Source organism: Azoarcus sp. KH32C, from assembly GCF_000349945.1.
Classification (GTDB): Bacteria; Pseudomonadota; Gammaproteobacteria; order Burkholderiales; family Rhodocyclaceae; genus Aromatoleum.
The window spans coordinates 1,113,994-1,132,123 of sequence record NC_020516.1; the positions used below are offsets into that span (position 1 = coordinate 1,113,994).

At 66.4% G+C, this 18,130-nt stretch carries 15 protein-coding genes; 5 read left to right on the forward strand and 10 right to left on the reverse strand.

The features are described from left to right. Positions 1 to 5: 5 nt before the first annotated feature. Positions 6 to 557 (reverse strand): cob(I)yrinic acid a,c-diamide adenosyltransferase, encoded by a 552-nt coding sequence (locus AZKH_RS05065; RefSeq protein WP_015434668.1) that lies wholly within the window; start codon positions 555 to 557, stop codon positions 6 to 8. A 150-nt stretch (positions 558 to 707) separates the two neighbouring features. Here AZKH_RS05065 and alaS point away from each other — a divergent pair, with 150 nt between their 5' ends. Then, positions 708 to 3,326 carry an alanine--tRNA ligase gene (gene alaS, locus AZKH_RS05070; protein WP_015434669.1) on the forward strand — a complete coding sequence of 873 codons (2,619 nt, stop codon included), beginning with the start codon at positions 708 to 710 and terminating at the stop codon, positions 3,324 to 3,326. 150 nt (positions 3,327 to 3,476) lie between these two features. After that, positions 3,477 to 6,020, forward strand: coding sequence for a bifunctional diguanylate cyclase/phosphodiesterase (locus tag AZKH_RS26175; protein WP_015434670.1), 2,544 nt, complete (start codon positions 3,477 to 3,479; stop codon positions 6,018 to 6,020). Between the two features lie 42 nt (positions 6,021 to 6,062). On the opposite strand, the gene AZKH_RS05080 is transcribed toward AZKH_RS26175, so the two are convergent. The 4 genes from AZKH_RS05080 to AZKH_RS05095 all read right to left on the reverse strand — a co-directional run bounded on the left by AZKH_RS05080 (position 6,063) and on the right by AZKH_RS05095 (position 9,239). Beyond that, positions 6,063 to 7,454, reverse strand: a complete 1,392-nt coding sequence (locus tag AZKH_RS05080; RefSeq protein WP_015434671.1) for a phosphomannomutase/phosphoglucomutase — start codon at positions 7,452 to 7,454, stop codon at positions 6,063 to 6,065. Between the two features lie 129 nt (positions 7,455 to 7,583). Beyond that, entirely contained in the window at positions 7,584 to 8,015 is a 432-nt protein-coding gene (locus AZKH_RS05085; protein ID WP_015434672.1) for a nuclear transport factor 2 family protein, read from the reverse strand. An 89-nt stretch (positions 8,016 to 8,104) separates the two neighbouring features. Further along, entirely contained in the window at positions 8,105 to 8,305 is a 201-nt protein-coding gene (locus AZKH_RS05090; RefSeq protein WP_015434673.1) for a zinc-finger domain-containing protein, read from the reverse strand. 13 nt (positions 8,306 to 8,318) lie between these two features. Next, positions 8,319 to 9,239, reverse strand: a complete 921-nt coding sequence (locus AZKH_RS05095) for a branched-chain amino acid transaminase (RefSeq protein ID WP_015434674.1) — start codon at positions 9,237 to 9,239, stop codon at positions 8,319 to 8,321. Between the two features lie 196 nt (positions 9,240 to 9,435). On the opposite strand from AZKH_RS05095, the gene AZKH_RS05100 reads away from it, so the two are divergent. The 3 genes from AZKH_RS05100 to mnmA are packed head-to-tail and all read left to right on the forward strand — an operon-like array spanning position 9,436 to position 11,709. Then, positions 9,436 to 9,891, forward strand: coding sequence for an NUDIX hydrolase (locus AZKH_RS05100; RefSeq protein ID WP_015434675.1), 456 nt, complete (start codon positions 9,436 to 9,438; stop codon positions 9,889 to 9,891). Between the two features lie 5 nt (positions 9,892 to 9,896). Then, positions 9,897 to 10,595, forward strand: coding sequence for a hypothetical protein (locus AZKH_RS05105; protein WP_015434676.1), 699 nt, complete (start codon positions 9,897 to 9,899; stop codon positions 10,593 to 10,595). Between the two features lie 16 nt (positions 10,596 to 10,611). Then, positions 10,612 to 11,709, forward strand: a complete 1,098-nt coding sequence (mnmA, locus tag AZKH_RS05110; RefSeq protein ID WP_041655931.1) for a tRNA 2-thiouridine(34) synthase MnmA — start codon at positions 10,612 to 10,614, stop codon at positions 11,707 to 11,709. A 49-nt stretch (positions 11,710 to 11,758) separates the two neighbouring features. Here the strand turns inward: mnmA and AZKH_RS05115 are convergent, their stop codons facing one another. The 5 genes from AZKH_RS05115 to glnE form a co-directional block, all read right to left on the reverse strand. Further along, entirely contained in the window at positions 11,759 to 11,944 is a 186-nt protein-coding gene (locus AZKH_RS05115; protein ID WP_015434678.1) for a hypothetical protein, read from the reverse strand. Positions 11,945 to 11,981: 37 nt separating this feature from the next. Then, positions 11,982 to 12,923, reverse strand: a complete 942-nt coding sequence (locus AZKH_RS05120; RefSeq protein WP_041655933.1) for a hypothetical protein — start codon at positions 12,921 to 12,923, stop codon at positions 11,982 to 11,984. 249 nt (positions 12,924 to 13,172) lie between these two features. Further along, entirely contained in the window at positions 13,173 to 13,625 is a 453-nt protein-coding gene (locus tag AZKH_RS05125) for a histidine phosphatase family protein (RefSeq protein WP_015434680.1), read from the reverse strand. A gap of 79 nt (positions 13,626 to 13,704) precedes the next feature. Beyond that, entirely contained in the window at positions 13,705 to 15,222 is a 1,518-nt protein-coding gene (locus tag AZKH_RS05130; protein ID WP_041655934.1) for a CYTH and CHAD domain-containing protein, read from the reverse strand. 88 nt (positions 15,223 to 15,310) lie between these two features. Beyond that, the gene (gene glnE, locus AZKH_RS05135; protein WP_041656912.1) at positions 15,311 to 17,998 is read right to left on the reverse strand and encodes a bifunctional [glutamate--ammonia ligase]-adenylyl-L-tyrosine phosphorylase/[glutamate--ammonia-ligase] adenylyltransferase; all 2,688 of its coding nucleotides are present in this window, start codon (positions 17,996 to 17,998) and stop codon (positions 15,311 to 15,313) included. Between the last annotated feature and the right edge of the window lie 132 nt (positions 17,999 to 18,130).

Sequence of the window (18,130 nt, forward strand, 5' to 3'; positions counted from 1 at the left end):
GGCCGTCAGGCGTTCTTGCCCTTCTGCCACAGCACGTCGCCGCGACCGCCGGCACGATTGAGGACGCGGCCGAGCACGAAGAGCAGGTCCGACAGACGGTTCAGGTACTGGCGAGGGCCATCGTTGACCGCCTCTTCGAGCGCCAATGCCACCAGCGAGCGCTCCGCGCGTCGGCAGACGGTACGGGCGTGATGCGCGAGCGCGGCCGGACGGGTGCCGCCGGGCAGGATGAAGTCCTTCAGCGGTTCCAGCGGATCATTGAGCCGGTCGAGCTCGGTTTCGAGCTTTTCGACCTGCTTGCTACTGATCATGCTCATGCCTGGAATGCACACTTCGCCGCCGAGGTCGAACAGGTCATGCTGCACGTCCGTGAGCAGCGCGCGGACGTCTTCCGGCAGCTCTTCGCACAGCAGTAGGCCGACGATGGCGTTCAGTTCGTCGACTTCGCCGAGCGAGTGGATGCGCAGGCTGTTCTTCGATACGCGCTTGCCGTCGCCGAGGCCGGTCGTGCCGGCGTCACCCGTGCGGGTATAGATCTTCGAGAGTCGATGTCCCATGTATCAAGCGTCTCCATGTTGGGACCCCATTATAGGGGGAGGGCGCGTGCGGCTGCATCCCGCGGCGCAAAGCGCCGCCGGCCGGCATGGTAAACTGCCGCATTCGCCCGAACGCCGGGTTCCATGCCATCTAGCCCGATCAAACTGCCCATGAAAAGCGCTGAAATTCGCGAAAAGTTCCTGAAGTTCTTCGAATCGAAGGGTCACCAGATCGTCTCCTCCAGCTCGCTGGTGCCGCACGAGGATCCGACGCTGCTGTTCACGAACGCAGGGATGAACCAGTTCAAGGACGTCTTCCTCGGCTTCGACAAGCGTCCCTACACGCGTGCGACGACCTCGCAGAAGTGCGTGCGCGCGGGCGGCAAGCACAACGACCTCGAGAACGTCGGCTACACGGCGCGCCACCACACTTTCTTCGAGATGCTGGGCAACTTCAGCTTCGGCGACTATTTCAAGCGCGACGCGATCAGCTACGCGTGGGAGCTGCTGACCGACGTCTTCAAGCTGCCCAAGGACAAGCTGTGGGTGACCGTCTATGCCGAAGACGACGAGGCCTACGACATCTGGACGAAGGAAGTGGGCGTGCCGGCCGAGCGTGTGATCCGCATCGGCGACAACAAGGGCGCGCGCTACCTGTCGGATAACTTCTGGATGATGGGCGACACGGGCCCCTGCGGCCCCTGTACCGAGATCTTCTTCGACCACGGTCCCGAGATCTGGGGCGGCCCCCCGGGATCGCCGGAGGAAGACGGCGACCGCTACATCGAGATCTGGAACAACGTGTTCATGCAGTTCAACCGCGACGAGAACGGCGTGATGCATCCGCTGCCGAAGCCGAGCGTCGACACCGGCATGGGCCTCGAGCGTGTCTCAGCGGTGCTGCAGCACGTGCATAGCAACTACGAGATCGATCTCTTCCAGAACCTGATCCGCGCGGCGGCGCGCGAAACCAAGTGCGCCGATCTCGACAGCCCGAGCCTGAAGGTCTTGGCGGACCACATCCGCGCCTGCTCCTTCCTGATCGCAGACGGCGTGATCCCGGGCAACGAAGGTCGCGGCTACGTGCTGCGCCGGATCATCCGCCGCGCGATCCGCCATGGTTACAAGCTCGGTGCCCGCGCCGCGTTCTTCCATCGCCTGGTGGCGGACCTGGTTGCCGAGATGGGCGACGCGTATCCCGAGCTTCGCGCCGGCCAGTCCCGCATCGTGGATATCCTGCGCCAGGAAGAGGAGCGTTTCTTCGCGACGATCGAAAACGGCATGGCGATCCTCGAAGCCGAGCTGCAGGCGATGAGCGCATCGGGCGACGCTGTCTTCAACGGCGAGACCGCGTTCAAGCTGCACGACACTTACGGCTTCCCGCTCGACCTGACGGCCGACGTCTGCCGCGAGCGCGAAGTCACGGTCGATGCCGTCGCCTTCGACGCCGCGATGGCGCGCCAGAAGGAGCAGGCGCGCGCGGCCGGCAAGTTCAAGATGGCGGCGAACCTCGAATACGAAGGCCCGGCGACGACCTTTCACGGCTACGAGAAGCTCGAGGAGCGTGCCAACGTGCTCGCGCTGTACCGCGATGGTGTCGCGGTCAACGAACTGCTCGAAGGCGAGATGGGCGTGGTCGTGCTCGACAATACGCCGTTCTACGCCGAGTCCGGCGGCCAGGTCGGCGACCGCGGGGAGCTCCGCGGCGCGGGCCTCTTCGCGGTCGAGGACACGCTGAAGATCCAGGCGACGGTGTTCGGTCACCACGGCGTCGTCAAGACCGGTAAGCTGGCGGTCGGGCAGCCCGTCGTCGCGCGCGTCGATGCCGTCGCCCGTGCGCGCACCGCCCGCAACCACTCCGTGACCCACCTGATGCACAAGGCGCTGCGCGAAGTGCTCGGCGCGCACGTGCAGCAGAAGGGCTCGCAGGTCGATCCCGACAAGACGCGCTTCGACTTCTCGCACACCGCGCCGCTGACGGCCGAGGAAATCCACGAGGTCGAGGAGCTGGTGAACGCCGAGGTCCTCGCGAATGCCGCCACCGACGCCCGCATCATGGCGCTGGAGGATGCGCAGAAAACCGGCGCGATGATGCTCTTCGGCGAGAAATACGGCGACGAGGTGCGCGTGATGACGATCGGTTCGACCACGGAACTGTGCGGCGGCACCCACGTTGCGCGCACCGGCGACATCGGTCTGTTCAAGATCGTCTCGGAAGGCGGTGTTGCGGCCGGTGTGCGCCGCGTCGAGGCGGTGACGGGCGAGGCCGCGCTGCGCTACGCGCAGGAACAGGAGCGGCGCGTGCAGGGCATCTCCGCGCTGCTGAAGGTGCAGCCGGAAGACGTCGCCGAGCGTGTTGCGGGCATCCTCGACAACGTGCGTGCGCTGGAGAAGGAAGTTGCGCGCATGAAGTCGAAGCTTGCCGCGAGCCAGGGTGATGATCTCGTCGCGCAGGCCGTCGACATCAAGGGCTGCAAGGTGCTGGCGGCGACGCTGGAGGGGGCCGATGCCGCGACACTGCGCGAGACGCTGGACAAGCTCAAGGACAAGCTCAAGTCCGCTGCGATCGTCCTCGCCACGGTCGCCGACGGACGCGTGAGCCTGGTGGCCGGCGTGACGCCGGATCTCACCGCGCAGCTCAAGGCGGGCGAGCTCGTCAACATGGTCGCCCAGCAGGTCGGCGGCAAGGGCGGCGGTCGTCCCGACATGGCGCAGGCCGGCGGCACGCAGCCGGAGAACCTGGCCCAGGCGCTGGCCGCTGTTCCGGCCTGGGTCGAGCAGCGACGCTGAGTCGGCGAGACCCGGACGAAAAGCCGCCTGCGGGCGGCTTTTTTCTTTTTCGGGCCGACGAGTTGGGTTTGTCTGATCCTCGTCATTGTTTGGCGTCACTGGTGCCGCGGATAATCGTTAATCCGGAAATACATCGTTACGAAGTTACTGATGCCCAAACGGCGCACATCGCTGCAGGACTGGTGGTCGGGCTCCTTCGACCGCATCGCGCATTCCTACCTCGTCTGGGCCATGGTGGCCGTCATTGCCGGCTTCTGGCTCTTCAACGTACGCCAGCTGGTGCTGGAGTATGCCGACCGCGAGGAGAACCTGATCCGCGAATATCAGGGGCGGCTGCTCGAACGCAAGCGCGAGGATTTCGACGATATCTTCCGCGCCATTTACCAGCACGTACGCACGATTTCACTGATCCCGGCGATCCGCTCGGTGCCGGGCCGCAACCGGCGCGGCCAGCAGGAGCACGTGCTGAAGGAAGGGCGGATCTCGGTCGATACCTACGAGACGGTGCGGCAGATCTACGTCAATCTCTCGCGCAACATCCAGGTGTCGGAGATCTACTACGTGCTCGACGGCTTCCGTCCGGAAGACGGCGAAGTGCCTTTCCTGATGTTCGACAGCGGGATCAAGAAGAGCGATCCGCTCGGAAGCAATGGTCACGCGGCGAGCGAGGACACCCCTGAGGAATACGAAGAGGCTGAGTACGAGTACTACCTCAAGCAGATTGAGTGGTTTCGCCAGCGGTACCCGCGCTGGGTGTTCGAGAACAACATCGACGGCATCCCGGCCGTCCTGTCGCCGACGCTGCGCACCTGCGACAACACGCAATACGAGTCGGTGGCCGGCGGCGACGCCCGTAACACCCAGGGCCTGCTCTATTCGGTTCCGGTCTATGGACAGAGCGACGGCCGCCTGAAGGGGCTCATCTCGGCGGTGTTGCGGATCAACGTGCTCGAAGCGGTGCTGGTCGGCGTGCCCCACCTCATCGTCACGGAGGCAGATCGCAAGGCGGCCGAGCGTGCCGGCTGGGTGATGCCCGAGGAAGCGTCGAACTTCGCGCTGTCCCACGAAGGCTACGGCATCGAGATCTACGATCGCCGTAATCCCTTGTTCGCACATGGGCTGGCGAGCGCGCGCGACAACCTGCCAGGCCGCTGGGCGTCGTCCGAGGTCAGCCTCCGCGCCGATGGCGTGATGCGAATCTATCATTACCTGGCGCCGGAGCAGCTCGACCAGTTGGCCGAACCGATCCGCGACGAGCGCAACCGCGCAATCCTGGCGCGCGTGGCCTTGCTGGCGGTGCTGATGCTGATCTTCTGGCGGGCCGTGCGCGACCAGCGTCGCCATCACGCCGAGCTGGTTCGCTTGGCGCTCTACGACGCCCTGACGATGCTGCCGAATCGCCGCCTGTTCGGGCAGCGCCTCGAACAGGCGGTAGGCCGCGCACGCCGCTACGGCAGCAAGGTCGGGTTGATGTTTCTCGACATCGACAACTTCAGCGTGATCAACAGCACACTCGGCCACCAGGCCGGAGACGCGTTGCTGGCGGCGGTTGCCGCGCGGCTGCGCGATACGCTGCGGGTCAACGACGAGGTCACGGTGCGCGAGGCGATGGAGCACCGGGCGCTCGCGCGTGTCGGCGGCGACGATTTCATGCTGATGTTCGAGGATCTGGAAAAGCCCGAGGATGTCGGCATCGTCATCGAACGCATCATGGAGGCCTTCCGCGAGCCGCTGGCCTTCGACAATCAGCACGCCGAGGTCTCGTTGAGCGCGGGGCTCGCCGTCTTCCCGGACGACGCCGATGGCACCGAAGAACTGTTGGTGTGCTGCGAGCACGCGCTGCGGCATGCGCGCAGCAGCGGTGCCGGCGAGTACCGGATGTTCAGCGACGAGATGCGGCTCAAGGCGGCCCGCCAGAACCTGCTTGTCCGCGAACTGCGCAACGCGGTACGCGAGCAGCAGTTTTCGCTCGCCTATCAGCCCAAGCTCGATCTGCGCACGCGCCAGGTCATCTCCTTCGAGGCGCTGCTCCGATGGCAGCACGCCGAACTCGGCTTCGTGTCGCCGGCGGAGTTCGTGCCGCTGCTCGAGCGCAGCGGCCAGATCGTCGAAGTCGGTCGCTGGATCCTCGAAACCGCGTGTGCGCAATTGCTGGCCTGGCAACGGAAGGGGCGAGCGGGTCTGCGGATGAGCGTGAACGTTTCGGCGCGGCAGCTCCTGCTGTCGGATTTCGTCGGCACCGTCGACGAAGTCCTGCGCAGCTCGGACGTGGAGCCGAAGGCGCTGACGCTGGAGATTACCGAATCGATGGTGATCGACAATCTGTCAGATGGGAGTGGAGCACTGGAGCGTCTGCGTGCCCTGGGCGTGAAGATCGCGATCGACGATTTCGGCACCGGCTACAGTTCGCTGACCTATCTGCAGAACCTGCCTGTCGACTGCCTGAAGCTCGACAAGTCGATGATCGACACCGTCCTCGAGCAGCGCGGCGCGCACGTCGTGCGGATGACGATCGGCCTGGCGCACGGCCTCGGGCTCGAGGTCGTCGCGGAAGGCGTCGAGGAGCAGGCGCAGATGGAAGCCCTGGTCGGCATGGACTGCGACATCATGCAGGGCTATTACTTCTCGCGGCCGCTCAGCGCAAAGGATGCCGGCGCGCTGCTCGCGCCGGATCCGGCAACCCACGCCGCCTGACGGAGCCCGTCTGCGGGCCCCGCCACGCGGCGCGGCGGACGATCAGAACGGCAGTTTGACGCCCGGCCAGACGCCTTCGATCGCGCGCCGGAAGTCGGCCTGGATGCGGGCGATGGCCTCGGCAGTGTCGGCTTCGAAGCGCAGAACGACCACCGGCGTGGTGTTTGAGGGGCGTGCCAGGCCGAAACCGTCGGCGTATTCGACGCGCACGCCGTCGAGCGTGATGACTTCGGTCGCGCCGTCGAATTTTGCCGATTCCCTCAGGCGGCGCACCAGTTCGAAGGGCTCGCCTTCGGCCATCTTGAGATTCAGTTCGGGCGTGCTGACGGCGTCCGGCAGCGCCTTCAGCACGGCGCTCGGGTCGGCGTGCCGCGACAGGATCTCCAGCAGGCGCGCGCCGGCGTAGAGACCGTCGTCGAAGCCGTACCAGCGTTCCTTGAAGAACACGTGGCCGCTCATCTCGCCGGCGAGCGGGGCGCCGGTTTCCTTGAGCTTGGCTTTCACGAGCGCGTGCCCGGTGTTCCACATCGTCGGCTTGCCGCCGTGCTGGCGGATCCAGCCCGAAAGGTTGCGGGTGCATTTGACGTCGTAGATGATCTCGCCGCCCGGCACGCGCGACAGCACGTCGGCCGCGAAGAGCATCAGTTGGCGGTCGGGATAGATGATCTCGCCGTCCTTGGTGACGACGCCCAGGCGGTCGCCATCGCCGTCGAAGGCGAGGCCCAGTTCGGCATCGGTCTCGCGCAGCGCGCGGATCACGTCCTGCAGGTTCTCGGGCTTCGACGGATCGGGGTGATGGTTCGGGAAGGTGCCGTCGACGTCGCAGAAGAGTTCGACGAGCTCGCAGCCGAGGCGGCGGAAGAGGTCCGGGGCGATCGCGCCGGCCACGCCGTTGCCGCAGTCGACGACGATCTTCATCGGGCGCGCGAGCTTGACGTCGGAGGTGATGCGCTCGATGTAGGCCTGCTCGACGCTCGCGTGGCGCAGTTCGCCCGCGCCGTGCGCGAGATCGTTCTCGACGATGCGGCGGCGCAGATCCTGGATCATCGGTCCATACAGGGTCTGGCCGCCCAGCACCATCTTGAGGCCATTGTAGTCGGGCGGGTTGTGGCTACCGGTGACGCTGACGCAGGAGTCGGTGCCGGTTTCATAAGCGGCGAAATAGGTCAGCGGGGTCGGTACGCAGCCGATATCGACGACATCGACGCCGGCGGCACGGATGCCGTCGGCAAGCGCGCCGGCGAGTTCCGGGCCGGACAGGCGGCCGTCGCGGCCCACCGTGATCGCGCGCTGGCCGCGTGCGACAGCTTCGGAGCCGAGCGCGTGGCCGATCGCGCGGACGGCGTCGGGCGTCAGGGTCTTGTCGACGATCCCGCGGATGTCGTATGCCTTGAAGATTTCCGGTGCGGGGGTGGCGTAGGGCGTCGAAGTCATGGGCTATCCAGGTATTTCGAGTGAAAGGCGCGGCGTCGCGCGAGTTCGTGAAACCGCGGGATTATCGCAGATGCGTGGGCGCCGGGCGCACGCTGTTGCATCCGGACACTTCGCGCGGCGAAGGCTCCGTCAATGCACGACCCGCGGCGCGTCGCCACTCGCGGTGTGCTGCACGTCCGGCGTCGGCGATGCCTGATGCATGACCATCTTCCACCCGGAGGCGCCGCGTGCGTAAACGTTGGTCGCCACCATCGGCGGATGGAGTTGGTCGTTGTCCTTCACCGCGACGTGTTCGATGACGTTATGGACGGTCAGCAGCATGTTGGCGCACACGATGCAGTGGGAGGTGTGCACCTGCAAGCGCGTGCCGCTGGCGAAGATCTGCCGCCAGGATTCGCGCACGGCGGCGAGGCCGGTCAGCCGCGGGGCATCGGGATGCACGCAGACCACCTCGTCGTCCTCGGACCAGACGGCCATCATGGCATCAAGATCGGCGCGGCCGAGGGCATCGTAGAAGGCCGACTCGGCCTCGGCGGCGGAAGTGAAGATCGGTTTGCTCACGGCGAAAGGTCGATCCCGGTTTCCTGCAGTGAAAAAGGCATGGGGGCGTTGCCGCCCCCATGGATCATGTTGCCCTTGCTGTTACCGGCTTAGTGATGGCCCTTCGGGCGTTCGCCGGTGAACACATACTTCGCGCTGCAGTACGGGCAGACGGCCTCGCCTTCGGCCAGCACGTCGAGGAACACGCGCGGATGACGTGCCCACAGCGGGGCATCGGGCTGCGGGCAGTACAGCGGCAGGTCGTGGGCGGTGACGGCGATCGGTTGCGATTTGTCCTGGTTTTCAGTCATGGCAGCGGGTTCCTTAGACGTAAGCGAGCCAGTGCTCGTATTCGGGCGCCCGGCCATTGACGACGTCGAAGAAGCGGGCCTGGATCTTCTGCGTGATCGGGCCGCGCTTGCCGGCGCCGATGGCGCGGTTGTCGAGTTCGCGGATCGGGGTGACTTCGGCGGCGGTGCCGGTGAAGAAGGCTTCGTCGGCGATATAGATATCGTCGCGGGTGAGGCGCTTCGACTGCACTTCGAGGCCGAATTCGCGCGCGATGGTGATCACCGAGTCACGGGTGATGCCGGTCAGCGCCGAGGCGATCTCGGGTTCGTAGATCTTGCCGTCCTTGATGACGAAGAGGTTCTCGCCGGCGCCTTCCGCGACGAAGCCCTGGGTGTCGAGAAGCAGCGCTTCATCGTAGCCGTCCTGCGTCGCTTCGAGGTTCGCGAGGATCGAGTTGGCGTAGGTGCTCGCGACCTTCGCGCGCGGCATCGTGGCATTGACGTGGTGGCGGGCGAAGGAAGAGGTCTTCACGCGGATGCCCTTCTCAAGGCCTTCCTCGCCGAGGTAGGCGCCCCACGGCCAGGCGGCGATCGCGACATGCACGGTCGAGCCTCGCGTCGAGATGCCCATTTTTTCGGAGCCGTAGAAGGCGAGCGGGCGCAGGTAGCAGGACTCGAGCTTGTTCGCGCGCACGACTTCCTTCTGCGCTTCCATGAGATCTTCCTTGGAGTAAGGAATGTTCATCATGTAGATCTTGGCGGAGTTCAGCAGGCGCTGCGTGTGCTCCGCGAGGCGGAAGATCGCGGTGCCCTTGGCCGTCTTGTACGCGCGCACGCCCTCGAATACGGCCAGGCCGTAGTGCAGGGAGTGGGTCAGGACGTGGGTCGTGGCTTCGCGCCAAGGCACGAGCTTGCCGTCCTGCCAGATGAAACCGTCGCGGTCAGCCATGGACATATTGGGGTTCTCCAGCGATTAGAGGAATTCGGGGCCGCAGGGGCCGGAAGAACTCATAATTCTAGCGCAAGCCGTGGGGTTTGCGGCGGCCTGGAGTGGGAGTGGTCGGTGTGCTGCGGGAGACTGCCACGCCATGTCGGGCGGAAATGCCGTCGGGCACGCTAAAATGTCGCGTTTTTTGCGCAGACGGGCGAGCATGGAAAGAAGCTGGAAACCCAATGTGACCGTGGCGTCGGTCGTGGAGCGCGATGGGCGCTTTCTGATGGTCGAGGAACATACTGCCGACGGGCTGCGTTTCAATCAGCCCGCGGGCCACGTCGAGTTCGGCGAGTCGCTCGTCGATGCGGCGGTCCGCGAGACGCTGGAGGAGACGGCGCACGGCTTCGTGCCGGAATACCTCGTCGGGATCTACCAGTGGACGGTGCCCGGCAGCAAGCTGACCTATCTGCGCTTCGCATTCGGCGGCGCGGTCGGCGACGAGCAGCCCGGACGGACACTCGACGATGGCATCGTGCGCGCTGTCTGGCTCACGCCGGAGGAATTGCGGGCCTGTCGCGAGCGGCATCGTAGCCCCTTGGTGCTGCAAGTGGTCGAGGACTGGATCGCCGGGCGGCGCTATGGGCTCGAGCTGATCCGCCATCATCCGGTCTGAGCGGAATGAGGGGCCTGCGCGCCGGCCTCGCCGTATGTGCCTTTGGGTGGGCGCTCTCGGCGCATGCGGCGGCGGAGCTCGAAGTGTGCTTCAACTACGGTTGCGCGAAGTCGTGGCCGGTGAGTCTTGCGGAAGATCGGCTGCATGCGGTGCAGGCGCTGCTTGCGTCGGCCAACGACGCGGCGTCCGAGCGTGCAATGATCGCCGGCGCGATCGGCAGGCTGTATGGGCTTGCCGGCGAGCAGACACCGATCGCCGCCGACCGTGCGGGTAACTTCCTCGACGATGGCGTCGAGGGGCGGATGGATTGCATCGACCACTCGACCAACACGACGCGCTTCCTCGGGCTGATGGTCGAGCGCGGCTGGCTGCGCTTTCATCGCCTGCTGGAGCCGGCACGGCGCCACTTCGCGATCTTCCAGCACTTTTCGGCGGTGATCGAGGAGTTGGAGGCGCCCACCCCCGTGGCGTTGCCGGACGCGCCGACGGTGGTGCCCGATTATGTCGCGCCCATGCTCGTGATGTGTGATTGCACCGAGGTACTCGCGGACATCGTCGTGCCGGCGCCGGTTGTGGAGGTGCGCCCGACCGGGCACCCGGGGGCGCGCTTTGCGGTCGACAGCTGGTTCGTGGATCATGGCGATCCTGCGGTGGTGCTGCCGCTGGATCAATGGCTGAGTGGAGAAGGACCGAATGTCCAGTAATACCGATCCCAACGGAATGAAGGTGGTCGTCGGCATGTCCGGCGGCGTCGACTCGTCGGTGACGGCGCTGTTGCTTAAGCGCCAGGGCTACCAGGTGACGGGTCTGTTCATGAAGAACTGGGAGGACGATGACGACGACGAGTACTGCTCGACGCGCCAGGATCTCGTAGACGTCGCATCGGTGTGCGACGTGATCGGGATCGACCTCGAGGTCGTGAACTTCTCCGCCGAGTACAAGGATCGCGTGTTCGCCGACTTCCTGCGCGAGTACGAGGCCGGCCGCACGCCGAACCCTGACATCCTGTGCAATTCCGAGATCAAATTCCGCTGCTTCCTCGATCACGCGATGCAGCTCGGCGCCGACAAGATCGCGACCGGGCACTATGCGGGCGTGCGCGAGTGGGTGAACGACGGGCGCACCGAGTACCAGTTGCTCAAGGCCGAGGATGGCACCAAGGACCAGAGCTATTTCCTCTATCGCCTGACGCAGGCTCAGCTCGCGAAGACGCTGTTCCCGCTGGGGGGGCTTTACAAGCGCGAGGTGCGCAAGATCGCCGCCGACGCCGGCCTGCATGTCGCCGCGAAGAAGGATTCGACCGGCATCTGCTTCATCGGCGAGCGTCCGTTCCGCGAGTTCCTGATGCGCTACCTGCCGACGAAGCCGGGCGAGATCCGCTGCCTCGACGACGGCCGCGTGCTCGGCGAGCACCAGGGCCTGATGTACCACACGATCGGCCAGCGGAAGGGGCTGCATATCGGCGGCATCAAGGGCAACCAGGACGAGGCCGGCGAGCATGATGCGTGGTACGTCGCCGGCAAGGACGTGAAGGCGAACGTGCTGCACGTAGTGCAGGGGCACGACCACCCGGCGCTGCTCCGGAGCCGCCTGACGGCGGCCGACCTCAACTGGATCGCGGGGCGCGATCCGCATACGCACTGGGTGTATACGGCGAAGCCGCGTTACCGGACGCCCGACATGCCCTGCGAGATCGACGCGCTGGCCGACGGACGCGCCGAGATCGCCTTCGCGCAGCCGCAATGGGCGCTGACGCCGGGGCAGAGCGTGGTGGTGTATGAGTCGAAGGTATGCCTGGGCGGCGGGGTGATCGTCTAAGCTGATTGCCGCGCCTGCCGGCGCGGCTTTGCCTCGCGTGCGGCGGCCGTCAGACGCTGCCGTCGTTGCCGGTGTCCTCGCTGCGCTTGCCGAGCAGCTTGGCCATCAGGGGGTTGAGCTTCGCGGCGCCGCCGCTCGCGTTCGCATCGCGGCCGAAGCGCGCGGGCGTATCGGCGTTCTTCATGCGGCTGCGGATCTTGAGGCCGTTGAGTTTTTCGAGGTCGGTCTTTTTCATCGTGTGTCGCAGCGCCCAGGCGAGGGGCGGATTTCCTTCAACGGGTCGGTGATACGAGAGGCGACGGTTGGGAGCGCAGGCGCAGTGTATTGCGATAGCGCTCACAGCGGTCCATATATTCGCGCGTGCTCTTCGGCATCGGGACGCGTGCGCGGGTGATGTAACTGACGAGGTCGCGCCCCTGGATGATGAGGTTCATGCCGTCGGCGGCAAGTTGCAGGTCTTCGGCGCTTGTCGCGGAGACCAGGCGTGGCGAGAACGCGCCCAGGCGCTCGGCGGCGACGGCGAAGGTGGCCCACACATCGAAGATCGCCGGGTCGGTGCGCAGGGTTTCGCATTTGACCTTGGCCGCCTCGGTGAAGCGCAGCGTCGGATCCTCGATGCCTTCGAAGAAATACGTGCCGCCAAAGGTTTCGATCATCACGCCTGCGAGGCGGTCGATATCGCGCAGGGTCTGCGAGATCTTGATGTAGCGGCTCTCGTAGAACGCTTCGACGGGGATCGAGAAGGCGCGGAAGGGTTCGCCCCACAGTTCGTCGATGCCTTCTTCGCCGCTGCGGTGGCGCACGAGCTTGCCCAGCGTCAGGGCTTCCTGCAGACAGAAGCCGCATTCGCGCATCAGCGCGTTGTCGGACTCGATCTCGATCCCAACTTCCTGCAGTTCCATCAGTTTGGTGAAGATGTCGGTCGCGCGGTTGAACAGCGCGCCGGCGAGCATCGCGCCTTTGACGCGCTTGCGCTCGGGGTCGGGCTCGCTTTCATAGGTTTGGCGCGCTTCCTTGAGCCGCCGGCCGGGAATGTTGATGCCGTGCTCGACGTGGTTGAACAGGCGCCGCGTGAGCCCTTCGATCAATAGGCGCTTGGCACGCAGCGAGTCCTCGGGGGGCGGGTAGGCCTTGATCCAGTACCCGTCGTAGAAGATTCGCTCGACGCCTTCGATGACGCGCGTGGTGCCATTGGCGGGGACGGTAGCGTTCATTGCACGGATCATTCCGAGGCAATTGGTAGGAAGCGGCGCGGGAGCCCGAAAGCGCCGCCGTCTGCTCAGGAAGCGCGGCGCGCAGCGAGGGTGTCGGAAAGGGCGGCAGCCTGGGCGCCTGCGATTTCATCCTGACTTTTGAGTACAGGCTAATCTTACGGCAAGCGTCCGGCTATGGCCCGCGCACGTTGAAAAAATTTGCAGCCGGGCGACTGGCGGCGGAGCCCCGGGGGCGAACGGCGGCGCCGATCAGACCAAGTCGGGCGGTACGACGGCCCGCAGCACATGCTGTGTTTCGCCGTTGCGGGTGCGCGTCGTGAACCACCACAACGCGCCCTTCTTGATCGTCCAGTCGGCTTCCTCGCCGGCAAGCAGCAGTGCGGCCAGGCGGCCCAGCGCGGGTTGATGCCCGACGACGAGGCAGGTCCGGTCGGAATCCGGCCACCCGGTCGCGGCCAGGAGGTCGGCGACGCCGCCTTCGGGTCCCAGCGAGGGCACGACCTCGAAGTCGTCCGTGAAGGCAGACGCCGTCTGGCGTGTCCGCGTGGTTGGGCTCACGAGCACGCGCAGCCGCTTGGGGCGACGCTCGTTGAGCCATGCCGCGACGTTGCGGGCCTGTCGCTGGCCGCGCTCGGTCAGCTCTCGGGTATGGTCGGGCGTGCCGTCGATCGCTTCGGCGTGGCGCCATAGCAGCAGATCCATCGCATCCTCCTCTGGACGAAAGCCCGGAAGGCTAGGCGGCGCGCGTTGCGCCACTATTACAGTCGAGGCGTGACCGTTTTCAATCCGCCCATGGCGGTCGACCGTCGAGCAGGCGATCGAGTGCCCGGACGGCGCGCCGACTCCACCTGAGGTATCGCGGCCCATGCCAGCCGCAGACGTAGGCGGCGGCCGCACGCAGCTCGGCGGACTCGGCGGCCCAGGCCGCGAGCCGCGCGCGGGCGATGTCGACGTCGTTCACGAAGCCGAGATCGGCCTGGGCGTGCAGCAGACTCCGGAGGAAGCTCTCTGTCTGCTTGGCGGGCAGCAGCGGGGAGAAGAATTCGATCGCGTAGCGCAGACGCTTGGCGGCGATGCGCAGCGCGTGCAGGGTTTGCGGAACGCCCTCGGCGATCGCGGCATGGCGGCGACGCGCCTTCTTTCGCAGAGCGTCGAGCTGGATGCGGGCGAAGGTGCCGAGGTCGGCGGCGTCGATCAGGGGATTGCGCGGCAGGTCGAGCAGGGCTGCGGTCAGGTCGAGGAGTTGGCGTCCCTGGGCCGCGCGGTCGATATTCACGCGCGTCGCGTCGTAGGCCGCCTTGCGCGCGGCGTGGGCACGCTCCGCCAATTCGGCGATGGCGACGGCTTCGACGGGCGTGTACCGGCTGCCGGCGTCGAGAATCGGCAGCAGCAGTTCGTCACACAGTACGTCGAGGTCGCGCGCGGCGCCGAAGGCTGCGGCATTGTCGGCGAGACGTGCGCTCCAGTCTTCGACGAAGGTGGGCGGCAGGGCCGGCGTGAAGAGCCGGATCAGCGAGCGCAGCCGGCGTAGCGCAACACGCAACTGGTGGGTGTATTCGGGATCCGTGCCGGCCGCCGCGCCCGCGACGTTGCCCTGCCAGTGCCGCAGGCAGGCGAAGGCGAGGGTGCGGAAGGCTTCGACCGGATCCTGGTCCGATGAGATGCCGGAGGCTTCGGCGCGTTGCGGCCGCACGGGTTGATCCAGATGCAGGCGGAAGCCGCGTGCGGCCTTGCTTGAGTCGTCGGGCAGGAGCGGCAGCCCGGCGGCGAGCTGGCGGGCGAGGACGAGCAGGTCCTGCGGCCGGCCTTCGACGAGTTCCAATTCGAGTTCGCACAGCGCTTCACTGCGCTCGCCGGCGATGATGTCGCCGGTGTCGAGCATCATCAGGATGCGGACGCCATCGGCCGGCGCATGCAGCCGTGTCTCGCGCCGAAAGCGCGTGGAGAATACGGGGGCGAGGGCGGCGGCATGGCGCTGAAGGACTTTTCGCACCTTCGGGACGTCGACCGCCGAGAAATCGAAGCTGTCGCCGTAGGGCTGTTCCCACTCCGGGCGTTGCGTGAGCCCGCCCGCGGAGCTCGTCTCGCACTTGATCGTCTGCAACTGCACGCGGCCCTGGCGGCGGGTGCGAACGGCAATCTTGCGCTTCTTCAACGCGAGATCGGGCGTGTCGAAGTAGGTGTTGTCGAGGGTGACGGCGTTGCCCTGCTTTTCGGCCGCGACGAACAGCGGATGGCGGCGCAGGGCGGGGAGGGCCCGCCGAGGCAGGCTGAGTTTGAGTTCGATTTCCTGGCTCATCGCGGACCTGGGGCTGCGCAACTCGGGGATTGTAATCCCTTGTCTTGCGCCCGTCATGCTTGCAGCCGGCATTCCGGGGCGCCCCGCGTCAGGGTTCGCCGAAGACCTGCTGCCACAGGATGCGCACCGGTTCGCGAGCCAGCGTGACTTCGCCCGGATCGACGCGCGAGGGCAGGCCGTTGAGGCGCTGGCGGTGTTGCAGGTGGCGCAGCATGCGGTAGCTGTCGCCGCAACGCGCGGCGAGCCCCGCCGGGATCAGGCCGAGTTCGCCGGCGATGCGCAGCAGCGCGATGTTGCCGAGGTTGCCGGTGAGTTCAGGGTGATGGTGGGCGTGGCCGAGCACGAGGTATTGGACGAGGAACTCGACGTCGATGAGGCCGCCGCCGTCGTGCTTGAGATCGAAACGTTCGCTCTTGGCGGAATGGGCCTCGCGCATCTTCTGGCGCATCGACAGGACTTCGGCGCGCAGGGTGTCGAGATCCCGTTCCTGGCGCAGGACTTCGCAGCGGATGCGTTCGAAGGCCGCACCGAGGGCCGGATCGCCCGCGGCGAAGCGGGCGCGCGTAAGCGCCTGGTGCTCCCACACCCAGGCGGATTCGAGCTGGTATTTGCGGAAGGCGTCGAGCGAGCAGACGATCATGCCGGACTCGCCGTTGGGGCGAAGGCGCAGGTCGGTCTCGAAGAGGATGCCGGCGGCGGTCTGGCTGGAGAGCCAGGAGTTGAGGCGCTGGGCGAGGCGGGCGTAGACGTCGCTCGCTTCCGGGGCGTCGTCGTTGCCGTGCAGGAACACGAGATCGAGGTCGGAGGCGTAGCCAAGCTCCTTGCCGCCGAGCTTGCCGTAGGCAATTACGGCGAATTCGGGTTCCTTGCGGTGGCGGATCTTGATCTTGCGCCAGACGGCGGGGATGCTCAGGTCGAGGATGAGGTCGGCCAGCGCCGACAGGTGATCGGCGAGCGTCTCGACGGTCAGCATGCCGGCGATGTCCTGCGTGAGCAGGCGGAAGACCTGGGCGTGGTGATGCTCGCGGATGAGGTCCATCTGCCGCTCCATGTCCGGCTCGGCGGCATCGAGCGCGGCGGCGATCTGGGCGCGCACCGCGGGCCAGTCGGGCGCCGCCTGCAGCGTGCGCATGTCGAGCAACTCGTCGAGCAGGATCGGGTGGCGGGTCAGGAACTGGGCGGCCCAGCGCGAGGCGTTCATCAGGTCCGCGACCCGGCGCAGCGCCTGCGGATATTGCTGCAGCAGCGCGAGGTAGGCGCCGCGGCGGCTGATCGCTTCGATGAAGTCTAGGAAGCGGGCGAGAGTTTCGTCTGGCCCCGATGTGGCCGCCGCGGCTTCGACGACGCGCGGGATCAGCGCATCGAGGCGGCCGCGGATGTGGTTGGGGAGCTGCTGGTAGCGATTGCCGGTGCGGATCGCAGCCAGGCGGTTCGCCGCGACAGCGGGCTCCCGATATCCGAGTTCGGCGAGGATCGGTTCTGCCTGGCGTTCGTTCTCGGCGGCCGCCCACATGCCGTCGAGACGGTGGCCTTCTTCCTGCGGGGCGCCGAATACGTGCTCGAAGTGGCGGCTGACGTTCGCACGATGGCGGTCGAGGGTTTCAAGCAGGGCGGCGTAGTCGGGGAAATTCATCGCGCAGGCGATGCGCGCGCGGTCCTCGTCGTTTTGCGGCAGGTCGTGCGTCTGCGCGTCGTCGAGGTACTGCAGGCGATGCTCGAGGCGGCGCAGGAAGTCGTAGGCGCCGCCCAGTTCGGCGACCGCCTCGGGGGTGAGAATCCCGCGTTCGGAGAGCAGGGCGAGCACCTTGAGGGTAGGGCGCTGCTGCAGGTGGAGGTCGCGCCCCCCGCGGATCAGCTGGAAGACCTGGGCGATGAACTCGATCTCGCGGATGCCCCCCGGGCCGAGCTTGATGTTGTTGGCGCGGTCGCGGCGTGCCACTTCGCGGCGGATCTGCGCGTGCAGGTCGCGCATCGCGTTGATCGCACCGAAGTCGAGGTATTTGCGGAAGACGAAGGGGCGGGCGATCTTTTCGAGTTCCTCGAAGCGTTCGCCGGCGAGCACGCGCGCCTTGATCCACGCGTAGCGCTCCCATTCCCGGCCCTGGGTGATGAAATAGTTCTCCAGCATGTCGAAGGAGGCGACCAGCGGCCCGGAGTCGCCGTTCGGCCGCAGGCGCATGTCGACGCGGAAGACCTGGCCGTGCTCGGTGACTTCTGCGAGCGCCTGGATGAGCTGTTTGCCGAGCCGTTCGAAGAACTCGAAATTGCTGATGACTTTCGCCCCGCCGGTGTCGCCGTCTTCGGGATAGACGAAGATCAGGTCGATGTCAGAGGAGACGTTGAGCTCGCGCCCGCCGAGCTTGCCCATGCCGATGACGAGCAGTTCCTGCTTCCAGCCGGTGGTCGACAAGGGCGCGCCGTAGCGCTGCACGAGGCCTTCGCGCAGCACATCGTGGGCGGCCTGGACCGTGACCTCGGCCAGCAGCGTCATCGTTTCGGTGACTTCGGCGAGGTCGGCCATGCCGTTGAGGTCGCGCACGAGGATGTGGCTGACGACCCATGCCCGCAGCTTGCGCAGTGTTGCGCGAAGGCGCGTTTCGTCGAGTCCCGATTCGCGCATGAACGCCTGCATGGCATCGGCATCGAGGGCGTGCGGGAGCGATTGTTCGAGGCGGGCCGCGAGCCACGGACGGCTGTCCAGCATGCGCTGAAGAAAGCGCGACAGGGGCGTTGCGTAAGAAAGTGCTTCAGAGGGGGATTTTGGGGCAACGGACATGAGAGTCGGGTTCCCGATCATTGGTAGAATGCGCCCCTTCCGCCGCCGGATCGGCCGGGCGGAGCACGTGGGCGCAAATCCCGATTGTATCGGAGCCCGCCGCTCCCGGTCCCGCCGTGCCGCGGCGAGCTC